The organism is Peribacillus sp. TE19612, from assembly GCF_056279465.1.
In genome coordinates, this window is the sequence record NZ_JBWCCL010000014.1 from 12224 (window position 1) to 33751 (window position 21528).

The window sequence follows — 21528 nt, forward strand, 5'->3', positions numbered from 1 at the left end:
GTTCCATGAAAGATGTGAAGGGATTATAAATGTTTGTTATCCAGTCTAAGGGATTAGGAATGGTAACATCTTTAATTAACAAAATGCTCAACGTCATACCAACTAAAAGCAATAGAATAAAGACGGAGATTTCCCTCCAGCATTTATTTTTAAAAAGTTGAGGTATCTCAAAATATGAAATAATTGCTCCAGTAAACACGGTTCCAATGATTGCCCACATAGATCTTTACTCCTCGACTTCTTTTTGAAAGGATTCTGTTATGGTGCCTAAATGGCGAATCCTTTAACGGTTACATTCACTTCCGAATGCATATCCACCTTCTGTTTCATTCCCAAGGCAGTAACGATGGCAAGTTCATTCAACTCATTGCTGCTCCAACAGCCGGGCAGACATATGAACGTTACGGTTATGTTTTCACCTTGGATGGAAATATATCCATTTAAATGAAATAATTTGTCATGAATTCCTTAAAGCTTCTGTCCCGCTTTCTTCTGCTCTACCTGATTGGAAGGTTTATGATGGTATCATTTCTGAAATAGCAATTGTCATTTTTGGAACCCTTCACACCCAAAAATAGTTTATTGTTAAACGAGGAAAGTAAACAGGTTATTTCATTTTAGGAACGAGTATGAGGTATGAATATGGAATTGAGAAATCAAATCATTTATATCAGTAAAAAAGTATTGAATAGTATTAAGAATTTCGAATTTAATTTTGAAACTGCTATATTTATCTTTGATAAAGAGCTAAATGTTTTATACGCCAAAAGTAATGATGAAAATCAAGATTTATGTAAATTGGTTATAGAAGAATCTGTTGAAAATAATGCATTTATTTTAAGTTCATTGCAAAATACTACTGTAAAAACTAAAAATCAAATTTCCGGAAAGGATTTTAGTGTCATATCTTCCCCGTTCCATGAAAATAAAAATAAGGAATTGCAAGGCTATGTAGGTATATTCACAACGGATGATAGTGAAAATTTCAAAATGATTTCTGAAATGCTCGCTAATCAAATCTCCTACGAATTACATGTGCATCGTGAGAAATTATCAATTGAAGAAATAATAAAAACAGATAGATCATCTTTATTCACCAGGGAACCGCAACATAAAGTTGATTTGCGGATCATCCAGAATATAACGCAAGGTCTCAAAGATAAAGAAATAGCTGATAATCTGAATATTAGTGTTTCTACAGTTCGTAACCATATAAATAAATTGTTTGAAGAATTAGACGTGGCCTCCAGATCACAATTAATCAGCTTGCATTATGAAAGTAAATTGCATGAAATTCTTCATGAAGTGAAGATGGAAAACCGCAATTTATAGTACTTATAGAAATAAAAAGCCAATGAGCATCATAACTCTACACATATAACAATCAAAAAACAGCAGTAAAAACACTGATGAATTTAATCCCATTTCTTTTCGGCGAAATGGGATTTTTTCTGCTTACCCGAAATATGTTACCTATTGTATAAGAGGGATAAAGCTTATATTATGGTAAAATTTAAAGGAATGATTATTGCGCTTGATAAAAAGGAACTAAAGGGAATGTTTAAACTTCATGCGAACTTGGATCATTTGTTTATGCTTTCAGTTCAGGAAAATTTCATAATAAAGTAAATAAGTCGGAGGCGATTAATGTGTTGGTAGTTACCACAGAAAAAATTGAAGGGTACAAAATTGTAGAGGTAAAAGGGCCTGCCTTCGGTCTAATTGTAAGAAGCAGAGGGATTGGCGGCGATATCATGGCAGGGTTAAAATCCCTGGTAGGCGGAGAGATCAAGCAATATACAGCGATGCTTGAAGATTCAAGAAAAGAAGCTATGGACCGTATGATAAAAAATGCCAATGAAATGGGTGCAAACGCAATTATTATGATGAGATATGATTCTGGGGAAATCGGTACGAATATGAGCGAAATTGTTGCATATGGAACCGCCGTCATTGTGGAGAAAATATAATGAAATTCATCGTAGGGTACTATATATTACAAATTATTATAGTTATCTTATGCATTGTACTTGGATACTTTATCTATGATAAACGGTTTAAACGCAATCACGGTGTAAAAGTTCCTGATGGATTTCAATCGACAGGTGAAATAAATATAGACCCCGTGACAGGAGAAAAAACAAGGGTGTATTATAATCCTGATACGGGTGAACGCTTTTATAAAAAAGAAAAATAATTAAAAAGCCACGTTTTTTCAAAAACGTGGTTTCAGTTTGTAGACAAAAGGAGTTCTATCCAAATTTTTAAACATAGTTGATTGGAACGGAAGGTGCGAGACTCCTGCGGGAATAGCGAGTCCAAGGGAGACCCCACAGGCGCAAGTGCGCCGAGGAGGCTCCCGGTCCGCCCGCGGAAAGCGAGTGCCTGAAGTGGAAATCAACGTCCAAATTTGTACAAGCAAAAAAACTGTAGACAAACTCGATTTTCATCGAGTTTGTCTACAGTTTGACCCCTTGTAACCATACAAGGGGTTTTAATAACGACATTATTTTTCCATTACAGGCTTATAGTGCCCTGGTATGTTTTGGGCTGAAATGGCCAATCGGTTCCAGCCGTTGATGGTGATGATTATGGTAACGAGATCGATATATTGTTTTTCATCAAAATGAAGGCGGACCCTCTCATACAGTTCATCAGGTACACCGTTGGCAGAAATGGCCGTGACCGCTTCCGTCAATTCCAGCGCTGCCCTTTCCGAATCAGAATAGAATGGTGTTTCACGCCAAGCACTCAAACAGTAAATTCTTTGTTCCGTTTCACCCATTGCCCGGGCATCCTTTGTATGCATATCCAAGCAGTACGCACAGCCATTGATTTGAGACGCGCGAATTTTAATCAATTCGATTAATGCGCTATCGATTTCCGTTGTTTTCTTGTACTCCTCCAAACCCATCATTAATTTGACCACTTCACGATTTGTCTTCATGTAGTTAATCCGTTGTTCCATGTCAATCTCCTCCATTAAATCTTTTTAGGTTCCACTTATAAGACAAAATAGAGGTTTGATTTGTGACATCCCAAAAAAAGACCCCTCAATCTATCACAGGAATATGATTTAATTTATCGGGATTGGTAACAATGAAGATTTTGCGGATATTTTTTTGTTTTGGATCTAATTCAAAGCAGATGACTTTGATAGGCTTTCCTTCTTTCATTTGCAAAATTCCCTCCTGGCCATTGACCATCACCGGAAGAAGTTCTCCTATGAAGCCTCCTTTAGCGGAAACGCCTTTAAGAAAGGCGGATACGCGCTGTCTGGTTACAATTGGGTTTAATGCAGAAAGCACTTTACCTCCGCCGTCAGTAACAAGGACAACATCTTCTGTAAGAAGATCCAAAAACTCCTCAAAGTTTCCTGTCGCAGATGCTTTTATGAATTTTTTTGCCAACAGATCGACATGTTTCGTATCCTCCGGATGGACGGGCCTATCATTCTCTAATTTCCGCTTAGCCCGGCTGTAGATCTTTCTGCAGTTCACTTCATTCTTTTCCAGCATCTCGGCGATATCTTCATAGCTGTAAGTGAATGCTTCCCTAAGCACGAAAACCGCTCTTTCAACAGGTGAAAGCTGTTCCAGCAAAACGAGGAAGGCATATGCAACCGTTTCATCCGTTACGACCTTATCTAGAGGCTGATCTGTTTCGTTTACCCGAGGTTCTGGCAGCCAAGGACCTGTGTAAACCTCTCTTCTCTTACGGGCTGACTTTAAAAAATTCAGACAGCGGTTTGTCGTGATTTTCGCAAGATATGCTTTCATGTCCTTAATTTCGTCGGTATCAAGCTTAAGCTGCAGGAATAAATCATGAACGATATCTTCTGCATCGGTAACCGATCCGAGCATCCGGTATGCTATGGAAAAAAGAAAAGTTCGATATGTCTTATATAATGTATCCAACTCCACTTGCTTCACCTATTTTCTATCAAATTCGTTTTCGAAATCCTATCACTAATTATTCTCTAACCCAATCATTTATCCTTCTTAATCTGAATAAAGCAGACAATCCTATCATACAAAAAAGAGCAGCAAAAGAGCTGCTCTCAGACTGTAGACAAACTAGCTCCCTACCGTTCAACAGGATTCCTTTTTATACCCCCTTTTTAGACATATATATGACCATCATCCGTCAAAATGGTGTACCCATTTTCGGATACTCATTTATCAAGGTGCTTCATACCATACGATATCATCAAACATTTTTACAACCCGCGGTATGAAGCCTTCTTCATAATCTTCCGGGTATTGAACGATCGCATAGTAAACGCGGTCGCCATGTTGAAAAACCGACACTGTACCCAATATGGAATAATTACTGCCCTTCTGACTAATGTCAAATTCCACCTCAGACCAATCAAATCGGTTAGGCGAATTATCAGATCGCTGTTTTATCTCAAAGTCGTTGCTTATCACAACTTCCCTCGCAAACTCCGCCTGTTCTTCTATTGTCGCATTCGTACCCTCACTTTTGGAAAATATCTGAACTTTGGCATCCTCATTTCTCTTGCCTGTAAAATTTGCAAAAACAATCATTGCATCTCCTTCACCAGAACTAGCCTCTTCAACGACCATGTCATCCACGATGTAGGTTGAGAATCCCAATGCCTGACTATGATGAAGCGTGAATTGGAATGGTTCTTCCATACCTTCTAATATGATCGTATCCGTTTTCGTATTTGGCAGATTTTTTGCCGGATCATCGACCGATTCACCTGGAGGATCTTCTAGCCCGTCGGTTTGCTTAGGATTATCATTTGGCTTTTCTGAAATTGGCGGAGATTCCTCATTTCCCTCCTGGACTCCTTTACAAGCACTAAGTCCTGTTACCAAAAAAACAGCTGCCAAAATCAACAATATCTTTTTCATTGGAACCCTCTTTTCATGTGTTTTAACAAATTATTATACGGTCCCATATGTAAAAAAGTTACACTGTGCTTCATTGAAGTATCAGACTTTATCGTCTTAAAAACGATTGATACTCCACTCGTTCCGAAAAAGGAAAATATGAAATTGATTCACTTTGATGCGTCCATATCTTTATTTAAGTAAACTATTCGATAGATAGTTTGAATAGGAGTGCTTGAATGTATGATAATGTAAAGAATCGCACGTCAAAAGGCCGCCAATTGGCGGCCTTCAAAGCTAACTGTTTATGTATCGTTTATGGTTAAGATCCAATGCTATGTTCTACTGCAGTATCCCAATTAGGAAAATAATACAATGCATTCTTCATTAACTCCGGATCTGACTTCTTTACCTCTTTCTTTCGAGGTGGCTTCCCTTCTTTTTCTACTAATTCAGAAATTTGATTCACGACTTCTTCAACACTCATATTTACTTCCATCTCTGTTCCCTCCTTCTTGTTATTATTTATATTTTTTCCTAATTAATGAAAAGTAATACAATTTTTCTATAACTAAACTACCAGTTTAGTTATAGAAGGTTATTTGAATGTATGAAAATTGAAATGATCGTACAGACAAAAAGCCAACGAAATCGTTTGTCTAAATAATTCCCAAATGCTTTTCCAAGTTATCTTTAGATTCACCTATGGTTAATGCTAAATACTTTCTAGAAGTAACATGATTAATAAACGACAAGCATAAGGAAACCGAAGCAATAATAAATGCCATACTATGCTATATCGCTGTCCCAGTATCCCCATGATTTTTTATGTTTTACTTTTTATGAATAGTTTCGCAGCCTAAAATAATCGGTTTCAGCGATCCTCTATCATTCTATGCAAAGCGATTTGCTGCTCCCCCATCCTTCATATCAGCTCAGGAGCTGTTTCTGGATTTTGCTTGAATCGGTCTTCATGATGAGCTTCAATCGTGTGCAGAAAGCTTTTCATGGAGTTTGTCATATAAGCATCTTTACGGTGAATGAAGACTGTCGAGATATTGCGGTATTCTTCCGGAATGGGATGCACGTGGACTTTTTCATTGGCTGTTAGGTGATTCACCGCCGATTGTGGTACGAGGGTAATGCCAAGGCCGAGTGTTACGCTGGTTAAGATCGTTTCCAATACATTGAACTCCATGATCCTTTTGGGCATCACTTCTTCTTCCCTCAGCCATTGTTCCAGTTTGGAGCGATAGCCACACCCCTGACTGAATACTAAAAATGGTTCTGTTATGATTTCTTCAAGGTTAAATGTTTCATTTCTTGTAACTAATACAAGTTTTTCTGTACATACATCGTATGGCTGAATGAGCGGATGTTTGATCGGTCCTGTAACAAAAGCGCCATCCAGCCTGTGTTCAATGACATCTTTGATTAAGTCTTCCGTTAACCCCGCCTTTATGGATAAATCGACATTTGGATACTGTTTATGATAGGAGGCCAGAATCTTGGGAAGATCGCTGACCGTTTCAACAGTACCGATATTCAATATCCCTGTAGGTGTTTCACTATCCAGGAATACTTGCTTGAGTTCTTCCACATCAAGCAAAATTTTGTTTACATACTCCAGCATTTTTCTGGCCTCCGCAGTTAGAGACATGCCACGTTTATGCCTATTGAATAAAGGCGTCCGTAACTCCTGCTCTAAATGCTTAATCCTCGCCGTTACATTGGATTGGACGTAATTCAACTCAACGGCCGCCTTACTGACGCTGCCATATTTAGCGACGCACTGGAATATTTGCAAATCCCGCATTTCCATAAAAGTGCCCCCCCTTTTCAACTATCATTAATAATGATGATTATATTCATTTTAAGTCATTTTACATGATAATGACTTTATCATAAGGTGTGTATAGGAATTAAATCAATCATTATTTTTGAGGGGAAGCTTTTATGAAAAAAAATCAAGTTTTAATCGGTGCACTTTTATGTTTGACTGCCAGCATTTCTTGGGGAGCGATGTTTCCAGTTGCAGAAAGGGCCTTAATGTATATTGATCCTTTTTATTTCGCTTTTTTGCGATATTTAGCTGTTAGCGTCATTTTAGGGATATTGCTTTTAATGAAAGAGGGCAAGAAGTCTTTTAGCCTGGAAGGGCAAGGAAAGAAATTATTGTTTTTTGGGACGATGGCGTTCACTGTATACAACTTTCTCATTTTCGCAGGGCAAGATTTACTGGGGCATAACGGGGTAATTGTTGCTTCCATCATGGAATCATTAATGCCCATGATTTCAATTTTAATTCTGTGGGTTTTCAAAAGTGCCAGACCAATGAAGTATACAATCGCCAGCATGTTCCTTGCCTTGATAGGGGCCATTCTTGTCATTACCAATGGCAGCTTATCATTCGTATTTTTATTGAAAGATAGCATCATCCCTATCCTTTTCATTCTTATCGGGGTTATAGGGTGGGTAATTTATACGATGGGCGGCAACCAATTTAACGGATGGTCAACACTCCGCTATTCGACTTTAACGTGCATTTTAGGAACAGCCGTATCAGCCATCATAACATTCCTCGCAACGGCAATGGGCCTGTCCGTCCCTACGGCAGAGGTTATGCAATCCATTTATGGCGAGATGATTTTCATGATTATTTTCCCTGGTGCCATAGCCCTTTTAAGCTGGAATTTAGGCATTAAACTTTTAACGCCGATCAATGGAATCCTATTTATCAATTTAGTTCCAATCACCACGTTGGCCATCGTTTTCATCCAAGGAGGATCACTATCATCCTACGAATTACTCGGAACTTTTTTAGTGATATATGCTTTGATTCAAAACAATTATTTTCAAAGAAAGAACTTGCCTTCCCGGGTTAAGGAAATGAATCCAAGTGAAGAGAATCATTTAATTAAAGGTACACAACATCAATAGGAGGGCAACAATGGATTTATTAACGCTTATGCTAATCTTTGGATTGGCTATACTTTGGGAATTGGCAACGATTAATAAGAATGTGAAAAAGATGAATGAGCAAAATGCAGAATTGATCAATCTGTATCATGAAAGAAGTAAAAGAATTAAGTAAAATGGACTTGGCGATACAACGCAAAAAAAAAAGCCTGTCATTTAGAGAGGCTTCAGACTGTAGTCATAGACAACTTGAAAGTTGATTTCCACTCCAGGCACTAAGCTTTCCGCGGGCGGTCCGGGAGCCTCCTCGGCGCCTTTGCGCCTGCGGGTCTCCCTTGGACGCGCTTTTCCCGCAGGAGTCTCGTACCTTCCATTCCAATAATAAATTAAGTCTCTTAGAGAGGCTTTTTTTTATTTTGATGATCGTAATCACTTTGTCGCCGGCCGCGAGCAATTAGAACGCGTAAGCTGCTACAAAAAACCGCAAACTTTTTTACCTCACCTAACGGTTGATCAACAAGCCTACAACCCACACGAAAAAGTAATGTCGACATCAATCCCTCTAAACAAGGAGGGCAGTATCATTTCTGAAATTGTCCTGATCATTTTTGGAACCCACCTACTAAAAAAATCGTTTATTTTGGAAACAAGGATGTGATTTTTATTCTGGTATTAATTTAAAGGATGATTGATCAAAAATGAAAAAATTAAACAAATATATTGTCCTATTTCTCTGGGTAGTATTATTTTTATATTTCTTTGCTATGTATATGCCCAAAGGTATTTATTATTTTGTTGTAGGAATACCAGTACTTTTTCTAAGTTCAATTTTTATTTTAAAGATGTTTGATCATTCAAAAGATGTAAGAGGCTAAATATCTAGGTGATACTAACAACCTTTCAGATGATGTATGTATCCCTTTCTTATTTTATCTTTCAACTCTAATTGATTTTGATTGTTTAATACCTTTTATATCTGAGTCTAGAGCCTAATCCTTCTTTCTGCACACGAGAAAGCAAGGCACAATTAAAGGGTATGAGCCCTGTTAAAACAGAACTCATACCCTGCCGATGTCATTTTTCACAACCGCTTTATTACAATTTCATGAGTCATCAGGATTTGGGTTTTCCGTTCAAAATCCAACCCTGTTTATTCACCAAGCTTCTTCCGGATATCCGCTGCTACGTTCTTTAGCGCCTTTTTCGATCTCCGCTCTAAGTCATGGTTCAATTTCCTTTCCTTGTAGCTGACAAATAAAGTATTGAGATCATAGCCTTCAGGATATAAATCGACGGCCTTTATTTCAAGCTCGAGCTTATTGGCATGAACTTCCTTGAAGGTATCTTCGAAAAGTACGACGACATTATTGAAGGAGTCCTTTTTCTTATAAACGATCGCGTATCCATTCAGTTCGCTTACCTTCACTTTATCGCCGACTTCATATTCATAAGATGATTCTTTAGGAACGGCCGCTGGCTTTGCTTTTTTGATTTTACTTTCCTGGACACGCTCCAAGTCGTAGTCTTTATTTTCGATATAGAGCTTTGCCTTTTGCAGAACCTTTTCACGGACATTCATTTTTTGGGCTATCCAAAGGGCATTGCTTTCCCCGGATTGTCCGATCAACAGCTTGTATTTTGGCTCAAGTGTTTCGCTGTTGAATTGCATGGCCGCATTCATGAAATCACTGTGTATTTCCGAATAGCGCTTGATTTCACCATAATGGGTCGTCGCAACGGTTATGCACCCTCTTTGATAAAATTCCTCAAGGATGCTAATCGCCAATGCGGCTCCTTCATTCGGTTCCGTTCCGCTCCCAATTTCATCGAACAGCAGCAAGGAGTTATTGGTTATTGCCCCCATGATTTCCGAGATGTTTTTCATATGCGATGAAAACGTGCTCAGTGCATTTTCCATGCTTTGATTATCGCCGATATCGACGAATACCTGGTCAAAGACGGCAAGCTCCGTCCCCTCTTTCCCGGCAACATGCAGTCCTGACATGACAGCCAATGTAAGGATGCCGATCGTTTTCAGGACGACAGTTTTACCCCCGGCATTAGGGCCTGTAATAATCAAGCTGCGATAGTCCTTACCGATTTCAAAATCCAAAGGTACGCTGTTTTGCGGCAATAGTGGATGTTTACAGCCCGTTAATTTAATATAACCGTGATCATTGATTTTCGGTTCGATGGCATCCATGCTTTTACTGAACTTGGCTTTTGCGAAGATCATGTCATATTGACTGATCAGCTCGATGTTTATCTTGATCGGTTTCAGCTGTTCGAAAACCGTTCCGGATAATGTGGCCAAAAGCTGATACTCTTCCATCGATTCTTCCGCTTTTAAACTTGCCAATTCTATATTCAATTTCGTAACAGAGGCAGGTTCAATGAACACGGTAGCCCCTTTTGCGGATACTTCCACGATCGTTCCGGCCACTTGATTTTTATAGGAGGCTTTGATCGGGATGGTGTAGCGATCATCCTTTTTACTGATGAAAAATTCCTGAATGAACTCTTTATTGGCTCCGCTCTTCAAGAACTTATTCAGCCGTTCCTCTATTTTACCCTCTGTCTTGATGATTTGGTTCCTGATCCGTTTCAGGTCCTTGCTTGCTTCGGAAACGACAGCATTGCCCTTTATCGTGAATTGGATTTCCTCTTCGATGCTCCTGAACTCAGTCATGGAGCGGACGTAGGAATGCAGTGTCGGTGCAAAGAACTCTTTATCGGTCATGAATTTCTTGATATTCCTGCAGCCTCTTAAGAAGTCTGCTATCGCCACTAACTCTGACGGCTCCAAAATCATTCCTTTTTCCAGTTTGTCGATATGGAGGCCAATATGTGAAATGCCCTTTAAGGGAATATGGCTTTCCGCATTCAGTAAGTTCCTTGCCTCGGTGGTCTCGTTCAAACGATTTTTAACGACCTTCAAGGTGCTGCTCGGCTTAAGCTGATCCAATAACGCTTTTCCTAAACCGCTTACGCAATGGTTTTTGACCATTTCCTTGAGTTGGATATATTGTAATTTTTCATAAGTCATTGTATTCATCTAATGATCCTCCTTGAATGAGTGAGTGATTAAAATTCCCGAATCCAAAAAATGCCCGCAATGGTCCCCCCTACCTTTACAAATGAACAAGCCATTTGAGTAGAAAGCTCCTGCGGGCATCGGCCTTATCCATGGATAAGTACCTAAAATCGATAACAAATAGGGCAGCTCGAATAGACCTGCGTACACAAAAAAACATGATAGGACAAATCCCACCATGCTTTTCGCCGTAACACCTGCATGTTACACGATTTATGGAAAAGGAAGCAGTCTTAAGGTAGGTATCCACAATGCAGAATTGCACTGTAAAAAAAGGCATACGTAATCCACTGACATAACAGTGATTAAATACCTTATTCAACTAAATTAGTTGATACCTACTCCCGACATAAAACACCACACCTTTTCTTAGATTGGAATTAACATACCATATCAGTAAGAAATAGTCAATTCATTTTTTGCCGTTTTCCAAAGTTTTATTAAAAGATTCAAGAAAAAAATGCAGCGAAGCCCATGGTAACCCCCAATTCATTGTCTGAATATTTACTTTAAAATCGGGGTATGTTATCCTTATATTGACATAAACTAAAAACAGCCTCATGCGCTAACATGAGGCTGACAACTAGCAAGAGTGGTTGGTCACAACTAACTTAATTAATCGTCAGAAGAAGAACCATTGCCATCTTGGGAGGATGAGTGGTTCTTTTTCCGTTTCTTGGCGAACATAGACAGGATAAGACTGGTTGCTACTGCAACAAATATCTCTTTACCCATATCTGTTATCAAGTTCAATAAGAAATGAATCAAGCGGTCACCTCCTTTCCAATCTATCATTAGATGGAAAAGCAAAGCGTGACCTACCACTCTATCCTCAGTTGTTCCTCTATTTTATCATATATTTACCCTAATGGTAATTATATGAAAATAAACAAATCCAGCTAACATTTGATGCATTAATAAAGGGGATTATCCATTGGATAATCCTCTTTTCGGTTTAAGCTTCATCACTCATCATGAGAGGGACTGTTTTCCCTTCGTTCACGTTGATCAATCCATGGTCGGTTATTTTCAGAGCCGGGCTGACAGGAAGCGATAAGGTGCTTAATGACATGATGACATTATAATGTTCGTAGCCTAACGATTTAAGTGCATCTGTCAGGTGCTGAACCTGCTTTGATACGATGTCCATCGGCTCTTCGGAAAGAATTCCTCCAACCGGCAGGGGAATCATCGATAGGACCTTGCCATCGTGGACGCAGCAGACACCGCCTTGCTTCCTTATCACTTCGTTAGCGGCAATCATCATATCCTGCTTATTATGGCCAATCACCAGAAGATTATGGTTATCATGCGAATAGGTTGTGGCGACAGCTCCACGCTTCAATACATCGCCGGTGATCAACCCGTGCGCCCGATTACCGTTTTTCCCGTATCGTTCGAATGTGGCGATTAAACCATAAGGGCTTTCTTCCCAGCTTAATTGACCATCCTTCCCTTCGATACGATCATGGGTTTCAGATGTGAAAGTAGAACCGTTCTGCACGTTTATGATCCGGCACTTGCTGCTTTCAAGACTATCCGGGATCGTGATGTTAAAATCGTTTTCGGTAAGTTCCGCAAGCTTCACACTTTGATAGAAATGCTCAGGAAATTGTTCTTCCTTCACTTCTTGGACATATGGGCGTGAAGATTCATAAACTAGTTCACCTTTTTTGTATACTTGTTCAATTTCAAATGTTTCCAAATCCGATAGCAGCAGGAAATCTGCTGTTTTTCCAGGTGCAATGGCGCCGCGGTCATACATCCGCATCCGCTGTGCAGGTGTATAGGTGCATGCATAAATGGCTTTTTCCGAAGTCATCCCCATTTGGATGGCTTTCTTCAAAAGGACGTTCAGATGTCCTCTGTTTTGGAAAGAGTCGGTCATGACATCATCGGTGACAAAGCAGAAATGTTCATCCACCTGATTTTCCTTCAAGTAATCTATCACTTCTTCAGTCATTGATTTCTCTTGAATCTCAATGAACATCCCGGATGCGATCCTCGCATCCATCCCTTCCACGGTCTGGTGTGTATGATCTGAATTCACTCCGGCATTAATAATCTTTTGCAAGTCCAAGTCGAGCAGCTTTGGAACGTGCCCCTCTATGATCAGATCTGGATAACGGGAACGGATATGGGACAAGATCTTATTCGTTTTGCAATCCGGGTCGGTTATGACCTCATAGTAATTCATGATCTCGCCGAGACATATAATGTCCTCCGTTTGCATCAATTCGTCTATATCATCTATTTCGATCGAACCGCCTGTTGTTTCCATCGATGTGGCTGGGACGGAACTCGGGATGGCATAAAACATATCCGCTACGCAATCTTGACTTGCTTTGATCATTTCCTTCACACCGGAAATGCCGAAAACATTGGCCATTTCATGCGGTTCCGGCACGATTGTCGTCACGCCATTTTTGATTAACCCGTAGGAAAAAGTCGCAGGCGTCACCATCGTACTTTCAATGTGGAGATGGATATCGATCAGACCTGGAACCATATACTTCCCCTGTCCATCGACGATTGTATCCGGCTCGAAGGCATCCAATTCACGTTCTCCAATATAATAGAACTTTCCATCCTTGATGGCTGCATTCCCTTTAATGAATCTTTTAAAATAGCTGTTAAACACGTTGATATCCCTTACAAGCATATCCATTCGCATAACTTACCCTCCTAAGCTAGTCAACAAGCACCATCTGGTTTCTCGGAATTTCAAGGATGATTTCCTGACCCGTCCGATAGGATTCCGCCATTTCCTTGTTCACAGTGAAATCCCCTATTGGAGTTTCAACGACATATTGATAACTTCTTCCAAGATACGTACTTACCTTGACTCGGCCAGGTAAACTATTTTCCTGAACAGCTCCCGTGTTATCTTTTTCCCTGATCAACAGATCGTCCGGCCTGATGGCGCCTATTTTTCCCGTTGAATTGCTCATCTGCGGATCCTTGTGCAGCACAAATGAGTATCCAGATTTGTTCAGTTCGATTTTACCGTCATGATCTGTCCGCTTATCGAAGTCAATGAAGTTCTTGAAGCCGATGAAGTCCGCGACAAATTTGGTTTCAGGATATTTGTAAATGGTCGCAGGGTCACTAAGCTGTTCGATGATCCCTTTGTTCATGATCGCCACCTGGTCGGATATCGAAAAGCATTCTTCCTGGTCATGGGAAACATATACCGTTGTAATCCCCAGCTCTTGTTGGATACGACGAATCTCGACTCTCATATTCACCCGTAAGTTGGCATCAAGATTACTCAATGGCTCGTCAAATAAGAGGATGTCCGGTTCAATCACCAGCGCCCTGGCAATCGCTACCCGCTGCTTTTGCCCTCCTGAAAGCTCTTGGGGATATCGTTTTTCAAAACCTTTCAAATTAACGATCTCGAGCACATTCATTACTTTTTTTTCGATTTCACTTTTAGCATTCTTTCTCAGACGGAGACCGAATGCAATATTATCGAATATCGACAAATGCGGAAATAATGCATAGTTTTGGAACACAAAGCCAAAGTTCCGCTTGTTGACGGGCACTTTCGTATAGTCCTTTTCCTTGAATAAAAACTTCCCTTCATTCGCCTGTAAAAACCCGGCAATTAAACGGAGGGTCGTCGTTTTCCCACAGCCGCTCGGGCCAAGAAGGGATACCAGTTTCCCTTTTTCAATCTCAAGATTGAAATCCTTTAATATATTCTGTTTGTTATATGCTACAGATATATCTTGTAAAGTGAATAAAGCCACCCATCATTACCTCCTTTATCGTTTTGTGAAATAAGACAATCCCATGAGCCGTTCCACTATAAACATGAAGAAAGCGGTTATGAACATGAGCAATACGGAAATGGCCGAAATGGTGGGATCGAAGTAGTTCTCCACATACGTCAGCATCTGAATCGGAAACGTACTTACCCCAGGGCCTGTCATATAAACTGAAATGTCTACATTATTGAAGGATTCCAAGAAGGCGATCATGACTGCCGCCAGAATTCCTGATTTTATATTCGGGAGGACGACTGTAAAGAATGTGCCCAATTTACTCGCTCCGAGACTCTCGGCCGCTTCTTCAATGGAAAAGTCAAAGTTTGATAAGCTTGAAGAAATCACACGGATGATGAAAGGCAGCATGATAACAGTATGTCCCACAAATAGGGCCGCATATATCGGAAGCTGATAAGTCCCCACAATGTAACGTAAAAATGCAAAGCCCAGCACAATTCCCGGTATTAATATTGGCGAAACGAAAAAGGCATTTATCACGCTTTTCCCTTTGAAATCAAACCGGCTTAATGCATAGGCAGCCGGCACTCCCAGTAACAGTGCCAAAAGGTTGCCACCCAGTGAAACAAGGATGGACGTTTTAAAAGCGACCAAAAACATGTCCACATTAAAAATATTTTCGTACCATCTGAAAGAAAACTCTTCTGGCGGGAACTTCAAAATATTTCCGCCTTCAAATGACGTAACGGATATGATAAGCAAAGGCCCTAGTAAAAAAAGGAACACCAGGAGTGTAAACAGGGCCAATCCTCGATTTTTTTCCTGCATACACCTCTACCCCTTTGGATTTAATTTTTTTGCCAAACCATTCATGATTGATATGATCAGAACGGTCACGGCAATCATTATCGTAGCGACTATCGATGCCACTTGCCATTCGTTCAATGTAATCGCATTTTGATAAAGAAAGGTCGAAATGACCCGCTGTTTCCCGCCTAATAAAGCAGGCGTTGTATATGCCGTGAAGCTCCCTACGAAAACAAGGATGCTGCCAATGACCAAACCTGGAACCGAAAGCGGAATGATCACTTTTGAGAATACGGCCAATCTTGATGCTCCAAGGCTTTCCGCCGCTTTTAATAAGTCCGTCTCGATGTTCTCCATCACACCCACCAGCGTCACGATGATCAATGGCAGGAATAAATGGACCAATCCGATGATGATGGCAGTGGGCGTGTACAATATATCAAGCGGCTTCTCAATCAAGCCCATGCCCATCAGCAATTTATTCACCACACCGTTTTTACCGATGATCACCATCCAGCTGAATGAGCGGACAACAGGGCTTGTTAATAGCGGGAAGATCGTCAGCAAAAGCATGATGGCTTTTTTTCGTTGTTTCAGTTTTGAAATATAATAAGCTGCTGGAAATCCCAATATAATGCAAATGATTGTCGTGAACAGACTCACCCTAAGTGTCGTCAGCAGAATTTCAATAAAGTATCGGTCTTGGAAAAAATCAAGATATCCTTGTACGGAAAAACCGCCGCCTTCATGAAAAAAGGTCGTGCCAATCGTCATTAGGATCGGAATGATCATGAAAATCGTTAAAAATAGAACGCCTGGTAACAGCAACAGGTATAGATAGCGTTTCTTCACCTCGGAACCCCCTGTTCGTATTATTTATGAATTGATTATGCGAATGAACAGGTCGAAAAACGCTTCCGCATCGACGTCCAGGCAAACTTGCGCATTCGGCTGCTTCATCAGCCTATTTTGAAAGTCGCAAACCATCTGTCCGTCACAAAGCTCGCTTTTTGTTTCAACATCCACATAATATTCTTCTCTGGTGACAAGATCTTCTTGCAAAGCAATGGCTACAGCTAATGGATCATGCATCGCACATGCCCATATACCGTTACGTTCAAAATACCTTTTCCGATAATCTGATGTACTTTGCCTTATATAGTCAGCAAGTTCATGGTTTTGAATCAATTGGATATGCTCTTCACCCAATAGAACTTTTCTCGTGACATCAAGACCAACTTGCGTGATGGATGCGAATCCCGCCTGTAATACGATTTTGGCTGCTTCAGGATCGACATACGTGTTATATTCAGAGGTCGGCGTGACATTGCCAACCCCTTTGATCACTCCGCCCATGAAAATGACTTCTTTAACGAGCTTGGTGATTTGCGGACATTTTTTCACCGCCAATGCCAAATTCGTAAGAGGTCCCGTCATGACAAGCGTCACTTCACCAGGAAAATTCAAAATGGAATTGATGATAAAATCAGAAGCAAATCCATCATCAGGCTGCTTTTTGACTGGCACATCCTTCAAGGCTCCGCCAATCCCGTCTTCGCCATGGATCCGGTGTTCAAAAAAGGGGCTCCTGATAATTGGGCTGTCTGCCCCCTTTATGACTGAAATGTCCTGTTCATTCAATAAATCCAATATTTTGCATGTATTCAATGTGGCCGTATCAAGTGATACATTCCCGTTCACTGTTGTGACCGCCAATATGTCGAATTGACGGCTTTTAACAGCAAGAATGATCCCGATCGCATCATCTATTCCAGTATCCACATCAAGAATCATTTTTTTCTTCATCAAGCACCTCGTTTCTTTCTTAGTGTGTAAGCTCACGATTCCAACGATCGATCCATTGTTTCGAGTTTTCATTAACAAACTTCATGTCCAATACACGCAAGCTGTCAATGACGTCATCTCCATAGGTTAAGCCTTTCGCTTCCGTTTCAGAGAGTTTGACTTCCGTATTGACAGGAGAATCCACTTTCGCTTTCGCTGATTTTTCCTGAACTTCCTTGCTTAAGATGTAATTCATGAATTCGCCTGCCAATTCTTTTTGATCGCTGGCTTTAACAATATTCACCGTATTCATCACTGCGTAGCCGCCTTCTTGAGGGGAAATGAACTTAGCATTAGGAACGGCTTCCTGTAAATCGCCAAAATACATTTCCATGATCGGGCCTGCAGCGATTTCCCCTTGCGAGAACATGTTGACGAACTCTGATGTTTGCCCATATTCCTTAACCGCATTCGGCATGATCTTTTTCATTTGATCGAAGGCTTTATCTTCATTGAACTCTTCACTTCCGCTAACTTTTGAAGCGGCATCCAAAAACATCGGTCCAGTTGTCGAAGTGATAGATGGGATCGTGATCTTCCCTGCCATATCCTTGCTCCAAAGATCTTTCCAAGAGGTGATCGGTTTACTCAATTCATCGGGATTATAGGCAATCCCAAATTGTGCAATGGTATAGGCTGGTCCATACTCAGCACCATTCGGCGCTTTTGCTTTGTCGTAGATATTATCAATATTCGGAATTTTGCTATGGTCAACTTTCTCAAATAACCCTTCATCGATGCCCTGCTGTGCATAGTAGTCGGATAAATAGATAACATCCACATCGCTATTCGCTTGGCGCACTTTGTTCAATCGATCTGCATTATTTCCTGAATCAACGACAATCTCGACATTATGCTTCTTTTCAAATGGCTCATAGACTTCAGGACGGAAGAAATCATCGGCGAATCCCCAAGTGGAAACGACTAATTTCGCTGGTTTTTCCTTTCCATTGTCCTTTGAAGAACATGCAGCTAAAACTAATGTGAACAGTGATAACATCATCAATATTTTTTTCATCATTCAAACCTCCAAGTTCATATTGTTTAAAATTTCCTTTTTACTGATTTACATGTAAAAAAAGACAATCTTAAATAGAATTGAAATTCTACCCAAGATTGTCTTTTCTTTGTAAACAAAGATAAAACTTATCATTTGGTTCTCTAGCGGCGTTCCCTCCAGATAAATCCGAAGGGAAATCCACTTATATGATTATATAATTTTTTCCTTCAATACTATATTGGTGAATGCCAGCTGCGTCGCTGAGTCATAATCCCTCAGGACAGCTTCAATATCCCAATTCGTTTGCGTTTCCAGCTTTTGTTTCAGTTTCTTTTTATAAAGCAGGGACATATGAAAGTCAACCTCCTGCTTCAGGCTGGGAACTTCCCCTTCTAAAGCTTCAGAGCGCGGGGCACGTCGATGTTTGGCTTGAAATGTAATCACATTCTGCTCAACAGTAACCTTCAGCAGCGTCGTACCAAAGCCGAACAATTCCTTCGATACCTCATTATACATATGAGAAAGCAATTTCTTCGTTTCGTTAGCGTTTATCGGTAAGATGACTATCACCTGCCAAACTATCGTTTGAGGTAATTATATATACTTTTTCTTGATTGCACAAGATAATATTCGGATTTTGGATAAAAAAAATGTTTTTTCTTATTAAATAGTACGTTTACTCACCAATACACGAATTATAAAAATAAGCAATAAAGATTTCAATATATTCATATAACTTTTTATCCCATCCAGCACCTTCTATTAATGAAAACTTTTTCAGAGAAATAAGCACAAGATTGAAAACAGTTGATATAACCTTTCACCGCATTGAAAACGCTCTCAAAGGGATTTAATATAGCTAGTATAGAGCGATAAAAAATAAAGAGTATCAAAGGCTCGTTAAACGAGGGAGGAATCATTATGAAGAAAGCTTTCGAGAAAGCGCAGCAGTTCGGTAAATCCTTTATGCTCCCGATTGCCGTTTTGCCAGCGGCCGGTTTATTGCTGGGAATTGGCGGTGCTCTTTCCAATCCAAATACAGTTGAGGCTTATCCATTTTTAGACTTTGCTTGGCTACAGGCCATTTTCACGATCATGAGTTCTGCAGGAAGCATCGTATTCGGCAACTTGCCGGTTATTTTTGCCGTAGGTGTTGCAGTAGGATTGGCACGTTCGGATAAAGGTACCGCTGCACTGGCTGCCATGATTGGCTATTTCGTCATGAACAGTTCAATAAATGCACTGCTTCAAATAACCGGGGAACTTGCCAAAGACAATTTGGCAGGTGCCGGACAAGGAATGGCGGTCGGGATCCAAACACTGGAGACCGGTGTGTTCGGCGGTATCGTAGTAGGGATCGTTGCCGCACTTTTGCACAATAAATATAATAAAATTCAGCTTCCGCAAGTGTTAGGGTTTTTCGGGGGTTCCCGTTTCATTCCCATCATCGTTTCCTTCGCGTCCATCTTGGTTGGAGCCGTGCTTTTTATCGTATGGCCTTATTTCCAACTTTTCATAAACCAATTAGGTGCGCTGGTAACGAGCACAGGTACGATCGGGACTTTCTTTTACGGATTCATATTACGGATGCTCGGGCCGTTAGGGCTGCACCATATTTTCTACCTTCCCTTCTGGCAAACAGCATTAGGCGGAACGATGGAGATTAAAGGGCAGCTTGTCAGCGGGACCCAGAACATCTTCTTTGCACAATTGGCCGACCCAACTACCGTCAAGTATTATGAGGGTGTTTCCCGGTTCATGTCGGGACGGTTCATCACGATGATGTTCGGTCTTCCTGGCGCGGCATTGGCCATATACCATTGTGCTAAACCTAAAAATAAGAAAGTCGTGGCCGGTTTGCTTCTTTCAGCTGCCTTGACCTCTTTCTTAACAGGCATCACCGAACCGCTTGAATTCAGTTTCTTATTTGTCGCACCGATCCTTTATGTTTTTCATGCCTTGTTTGACGGACTTGCCTTCATGATGGCAGATATATTCAATATAACGATCGGTCAAACCTTTTCTGGAGGATTTATTGATTTTACTTTATTCGGGATACTCCAGGGCATCAGTAAAACAAACTGGATTTATGTACTTTTCGTCGGAATTCCGTGGTTTTTCCTATACTACTTCACTTTTAAATTCTTGATCAGGAAGAAGAATTTGAAAGTGGTTGGCCGTGAAGATGATGAACAGGCCGCTGTTACACAAGTAACGGCATCAGAGAGAACCCAGACCATCGTTAACGGATTGGGCGGACAGGAAAATATCGAGATCGTCGATTGCTGTGCAACCCGTCTCCGTGTCACGGTAAAGGATGAATCATTGGTGAAAGAAGACGTCATTAAACAAACCGGTTCAAAAGGTGTCGTAAAAAAAGGAAACGGCATTCAAATAGTTTACGGTCCCCAAGTGACGATCATCAAAAATGAAGTGGAAGAATACTTGGGTCATTGAGAATATAGACAACGATAAGGACGTGTTAAACATGCAACAGGTGCTGGATAAAATTCACAAAGGCTTAATTGTATCATGTCAAGCATTGGAGAATGAGCCGCTGCACAGCTCTTTTATTATGGGACGCATGGCCATTGCTGCCAAAGAAGGCGGTGCGAAGTGCATTCGCGCAAACTCTGTAGCTGACATAATGGAAATCAAGAAAAATGTGGACCTTCCAGTCATAGGGATCATTAAACAGGTGTATGGACAAAACGATGTCTATATCACTCCCACCATGGCCGAAATTGATGCATTGATGGAAACCAAAGCGGAAATCATTGCGACGGATGCTACAGCCCGGGTAAGGCCGGACGGTAAAACGTTAAAGCAGTTTTATGATGAAATAAGGGCAAAATATCCGGATGTCCTGCTAATGGCGGATGTATCCACCATTGAGGAAGCCAAATACGCTGACGATTTAGGATTCGATATTGTGGCGCCCACTTTATACGGCTATACGAACGAAACTCTCGGCGAGAAAATATATCAGGATGACTATGCTGTGCTCAAAGAAATAGTAAAAGCAGTGAACAAAGCGAAAGTGATCGCTGAAGGAAATGTCATCACACCAGAAATCGCCCGCTCTGTATTGGATATGAACGTCCATGCAGTAGTGGTGGGCGGTGCTATTACCAGGCCGCAGCAAATCACCAAAAGATTCGTGGACGCTATCCAAGAATAGAAAATGGCATAGTAATGAAAAGACCCAGACTGGCAACAGTTTGGGTCTTTTCTTTTTCATATTCCTGTTTCCGTTCCTCCGGTTATTGA

The 21528-nt window shown here is 40.7% G+C and carries 21 protein-coding genes; 7 read left to right on the forward strand and 14 right to left on the reverse strand.

The features are described from left to right. The first annotated feature begins 642 nt into the window (after positions 1–642). The 3 genes from ACZ9AO_RS21515 (at position 643) to ACZ9AO_RS21525 (ending at position 2197) form a co-directional block, all read left to right on the forward strand. Positions 643–1332, forward strand: a complete 690-nt coding sequence (locus tag ACZ9AO_RS21515) for a response regulator transcription factor (protein WP_476110331.1) — start codon at positions 643–645, stop codon at positions 1330–1332. 317 nt (positions 1333–1649) lie between these two features. Continuing rightward, entirely contained in the window at positions 1650–1970 is a 321-nt protein-coding gene (locus ACZ9AO_RS21520; RefSeq protein WP_034304199.1) for a YbjQ family protein, read from the forward strand. Continuing rightward, entirely contained in the window at positions 1970–2197 is a 228-nt protein-coding gene (locus ACZ9AO_RS21525; protein WP_251542344.1) for a hypothetical protein, read from the forward strand. Before ACZ9AO_RS21520 ends, ACZ9AO_RS21525 begins: the two co-directional genes overlap by 1 nt. 309 nt (positions 2198–2506) lie before the next feature. Here the strand turns inward: ACZ9AO_RS21525 and ACZ9AO_RS21530 are convergent, their stop codons facing one another. The 5 genes from ACZ9AO_RS21530 to ACZ9AO_RS21550 form a co-directional block, all read right to left on the reverse strand. Continuing rightward, complete coding sequence (locus ACZ9AO_RS21530) at positions 2507–2968, reverse strand: carboxymuconolactone decarboxylase family protein (RefSeq protein ID WP_054399644.1); 462 nt, start codon at positions 2966–2968, stop codon at positions 2507–2509. A gap of 85 nt (positions 2969–3053) precedes the next feature. Next, entirely contained in the window at positions 3054–3923 is an 870-nt protein-coding gene (locus ACZ9AO_RS21535) for an RNA polymerase sigma-70 factor (protein WP_476110334.1), read from the reverse strand. A 258-nt stretch (positions 3924–4181) separates the two neighbouring features. Beyond that, entirely contained in the window at positions 4182–4883 is a 702-nt protein-coding gene (locus ACZ9AO_RS21540; protein WP_476110336.1) for an LptM family lipoprotein, read from the reverse strand. A gap of 301 nt (positions 4884–5184) precedes the next feature. Further along, entirely contained in the window at positions 5185–5361 is a 177-nt protein-coding gene (locus ACZ9AO_RS21545; protein WP_214786801.1) for a hypothetical protein, read from the reverse strand. A 426-nt stretch (positions 5362–5787) separates the two neighbouring features. Next, entirely contained in the window at positions 5788–6684 is an 897-nt protein-coding gene (locus ACZ9AO_RS21550) for a LysR family transcriptional regulator (RefSeq protein WP_063594747.1), read from the reverse strand. A 134-nt stretch (positions 6685–6818) separates the two neighbouring features. Here ACZ9AO_RS21550 and ACZ9AO_RS21555 point away from each other — a divergent pair, with 134 nt between their 5' ends. Continuing rightward, positions 6819–7802: a DMT family transporter gene (locus ACZ9AO_RS21555; RefSeq protein ID WP_340877538.1), complete on the forward strand. Its 984-nt coding sequence runs from the start codon at positions 6819–6821 to the stop codon at positions 7800–7802. Positions 7803–7812: 10 nt separating this feature from the next. Beyond that, positions 7813–7956 carry a YrzO family protein gene (locus ACZ9AO_RS21560; protein WP_476110339.1) on the forward strand — a complete coding sequence of 48 codons (144 nt, stop codon included), beginning with the start codon at positions 7813–7815 and terminating at the stop codon, positions 7954–7956. Positions 7957–8931: 975 nt separating this feature from the next. Here ACZ9AO_RS21560 and ACZ9AO_RS21565 read toward each other — a convergent pair. From ACZ9AO_RS21565 to ACZ9AO_RS21605, 9 genes are all read right to left on the reverse strand, one after another. Then, positions 8932–10836 carry an endonuclease MutS2 gene (locus ACZ9AO_RS21565; protein ID WP_476110341.1) on the reverse strand — a complete coding sequence of 635 codons (1905 nt, stop codon included), beginning with the start codon at positions 10834–10836 and terminating at the stop codon, positions 8932–8934. 654 nt (positions 10837–11490) lie between these two features. Then, positions 11491–11643, reverse strand: coding sequence for a hypothetical protein (locus ACZ9AO_RS21570; protein WP_153246156.1), 153 nt, complete (start codon positions 11641–11643; stop codon positions 11491–11493). Between the two features lie 187 nt (positions 11644–11830). Next, the gene (locus ACZ9AO_RS21575; RefSeq protein WP_476110343.1) at positions 11831–13549 is read right to left on the reverse strand and encodes an adenine deaminase C-terminal domain-containing protein; all 1719 of its coding nucleotides are present in this window, start codon (positions 13547–13549) and stop codon (positions 11831–11833) included. Between the two features lie 16 nt (positions 13550–13565). Beyond that, the gene (locus tag ACZ9AO_RS21580; protein WP_063575186.1) at positions 13566–14630 is read right to left on the reverse strand and encodes an ABC transporter ATP-binding protein; all 1065 of its coding nucleotides are present in this window, start codon (positions 14628–14630) and stop codon (positions 13566–13568) included. A 15-nt stretch (positions 14631–14645) separates the two neighbouring features. Next, positions 14646–15434, reverse strand: coding sequence for an ABC transporter permease (locus ACZ9AO_RS21585; protein ID WP_053536295.1), 789 nt, complete (start codon positions 15432–15434; stop codon positions 14646–14648). Between the two features lie 6 nt (positions 15435–15440). Then, on the reverse strand, positions 15441–16265 hold the full coding sequence (locus ACZ9AO_RS21590) for an ABC transporter permease (RefSeq protein WP_476110346.1): 825 nt from the start codon (positions 16263–16265) through the stop codon (positions 15441–15443). 24 nt (positions 16266–16289) lie between these two features. Next, entirely contained in the window at positions 16290–17219 is a 930-nt protein-coding gene (locus ACZ9AO_RS21595; protein ID WP_289322710.1) for a nucleoside hydrolase, read from the reverse strand. A 19-nt stretch (positions 17220–17238) separates the two neighbouring features. Next, entirely contained in the window at positions 17239–18276 is a 1038-nt protein-coding gene (locus tag ACZ9AO_RS21600) for an ABC transporter substrate-binding protein (RefSeq protein WP_252267669.1), read from the reverse strand. Between the two features lie 192 nt (positions 18277–18468). Further along, the gene (locus ACZ9AO_RS21605; RefSeq protein WP_095679093.1) at positions 18469–18819 is read right to left on the reverse strand and encodes a DUF2294 domain-containing protein; all 351 of its coding nucleotides are present in this window, start codon (positions 18817–18819) and stop codon (positions 18469–18471) included. A 360-nt stretch (positions 18820–19179) separates the two neighbouring features. Between ACZ9AO_RS21605 and ACZ9AO_RS21610 the strand changes: the two genes are divergently transcribed. Further along, on the forward strand, positions 19180–20715 hold the full coding sequence (locus ACZ9AO_RS21610; RefSeq protein ID WP_476110349.1) for a maltose/glucose-specific PTS transporter subunit IIC: 1536 nt from the start codon (positions 19180–19182) through the stop codon (positions 20713–20715). A 31-nt stretch (positions 20716–20746) separates the two neighbouring features. Continuing rightward, a complete protein-coding gene (locus ACZ9AO_RS21615) occupies positions 20747–21439 on the forward strand; it encodes an N-acetylmannosamine-6-phosphate 2-epimerase (protein ID WP_134784475.1) in 693 nt (230 codons plus the stop codon). Positions 21440–21528: the final 89 nt, after the last annotated feature.

Excerpts from the sequence above, each read along its gene's own strand:
- ACZ9AO_RS21515 (WP_476110331.1), top strand. The coding sequence starts at position 643 with ATGGAATTGAGAAATCAAATCATTTATATCAGTAAAAAAGTATTGAAT.
- ACZ9AO_RS21550 (WP_063594747.1), bottom strand. The coding sequence starts at position 6,684 with ATGGAAATGCGGGATTTGCAAATATTCCAGTGCGTCGCTAAATATGGC.
- ACZ9AO_RS21600 (WP_252267669.1), bottom strand. The coding sequence starts at position 18,276 with ATGAAAAAAATATTGATGATGTTATCACTGTTCACATTAGTTTTAGCT.
- ACZ9AO_RS21565 (WP_476110341.1), bottom strand. The coding sequence starts at position 10,836 with ATGAATACAATGACTTATGAAAAATTACAATATATCCAACTCAAGGAA.
- ACZ9AO_RS21540 (WP_476110336.1), bottom strand. The coding sequence starts at position 4,883 with ATGAAAAAGATATTGTTGATTTTGGCAGCTGTTTTTTTGGTAACAGGA.
- ACZ9AO_RS21595 (WP_289322710.1), bottom strand. The coding sequence starts at position 17,219 with ATGAAGAAAAAAATGATTCTTGATGTGGATACTGGAATAGATGATGCG.
- ACZ9AO_RS21560 (WP_476110339.1), top strand. The coding sequence starts at position 7,813 with ATGGATTTATTAACGCTTATGCTAATCTTTGGATTGGCTATACTTTGG.
- ACZ9AO_RS21615 (WP_134784475.1), top strand. The coding sequence starts at position 20,747 with ATGCAACAGGTGCTGGATAAAATTCACAAAGGCTTAATTGTATCATGT.
- ACZ9AO_RS21545 (WP_214786801.1), bottom strand. The coding sequence starts at position 5,361 with ATGGAAGTAAATATGAGTGTTGAAGAAGTCGTGAATCAAATTTCTGAA.
- ACZ9AO_RS21525 (WP_251542344.1), top strand. The coding sequence starts at position 1,970 with ATGAAATTCATCGTAGGGTACTATATATTACAAATTATTATAGTTATC.
- ACZ9AO_RS21585 (WP_053536295.1), bottom strand. The coding sequence starts at position 15,434 with ATGCAGGAAAAAAATCGAGGATTGGCCCTGTTTACACTCCTGGTGTTC.
- ACZ9AO_RS21610 (WP_476110349.1), top strand. The coding sequence starts at position 19,180 with ATGAAGAAAGCTTTCGAGAAAGCGCAGCAGTTCGGTAAATCCTTTATG.
- ACZ9AO_RS21555 (WP_340877538.1), top strand. The coding sequence starts at position 6,819 with ATGAAAAAAAATCAAGTTTTAATCGGTGCACTTTTATGTTTGACTGCC.
- ACZ9AO_RS21575 (WP_476110343.1), bottom strand. The coding sequence starts at position 13,549 with ATGCGAATGGATATGCTTGTAAGGGATATCAACGTGTTTAACAGCTAT.
- ACZ9AO_RS21530 (WP_054399644.1), bottom strand. The coding sequence starts at position 2,968 with ATGGAACAACGGATTAACTACATGAAGACAAATCGTGAAGTGGTCAAA.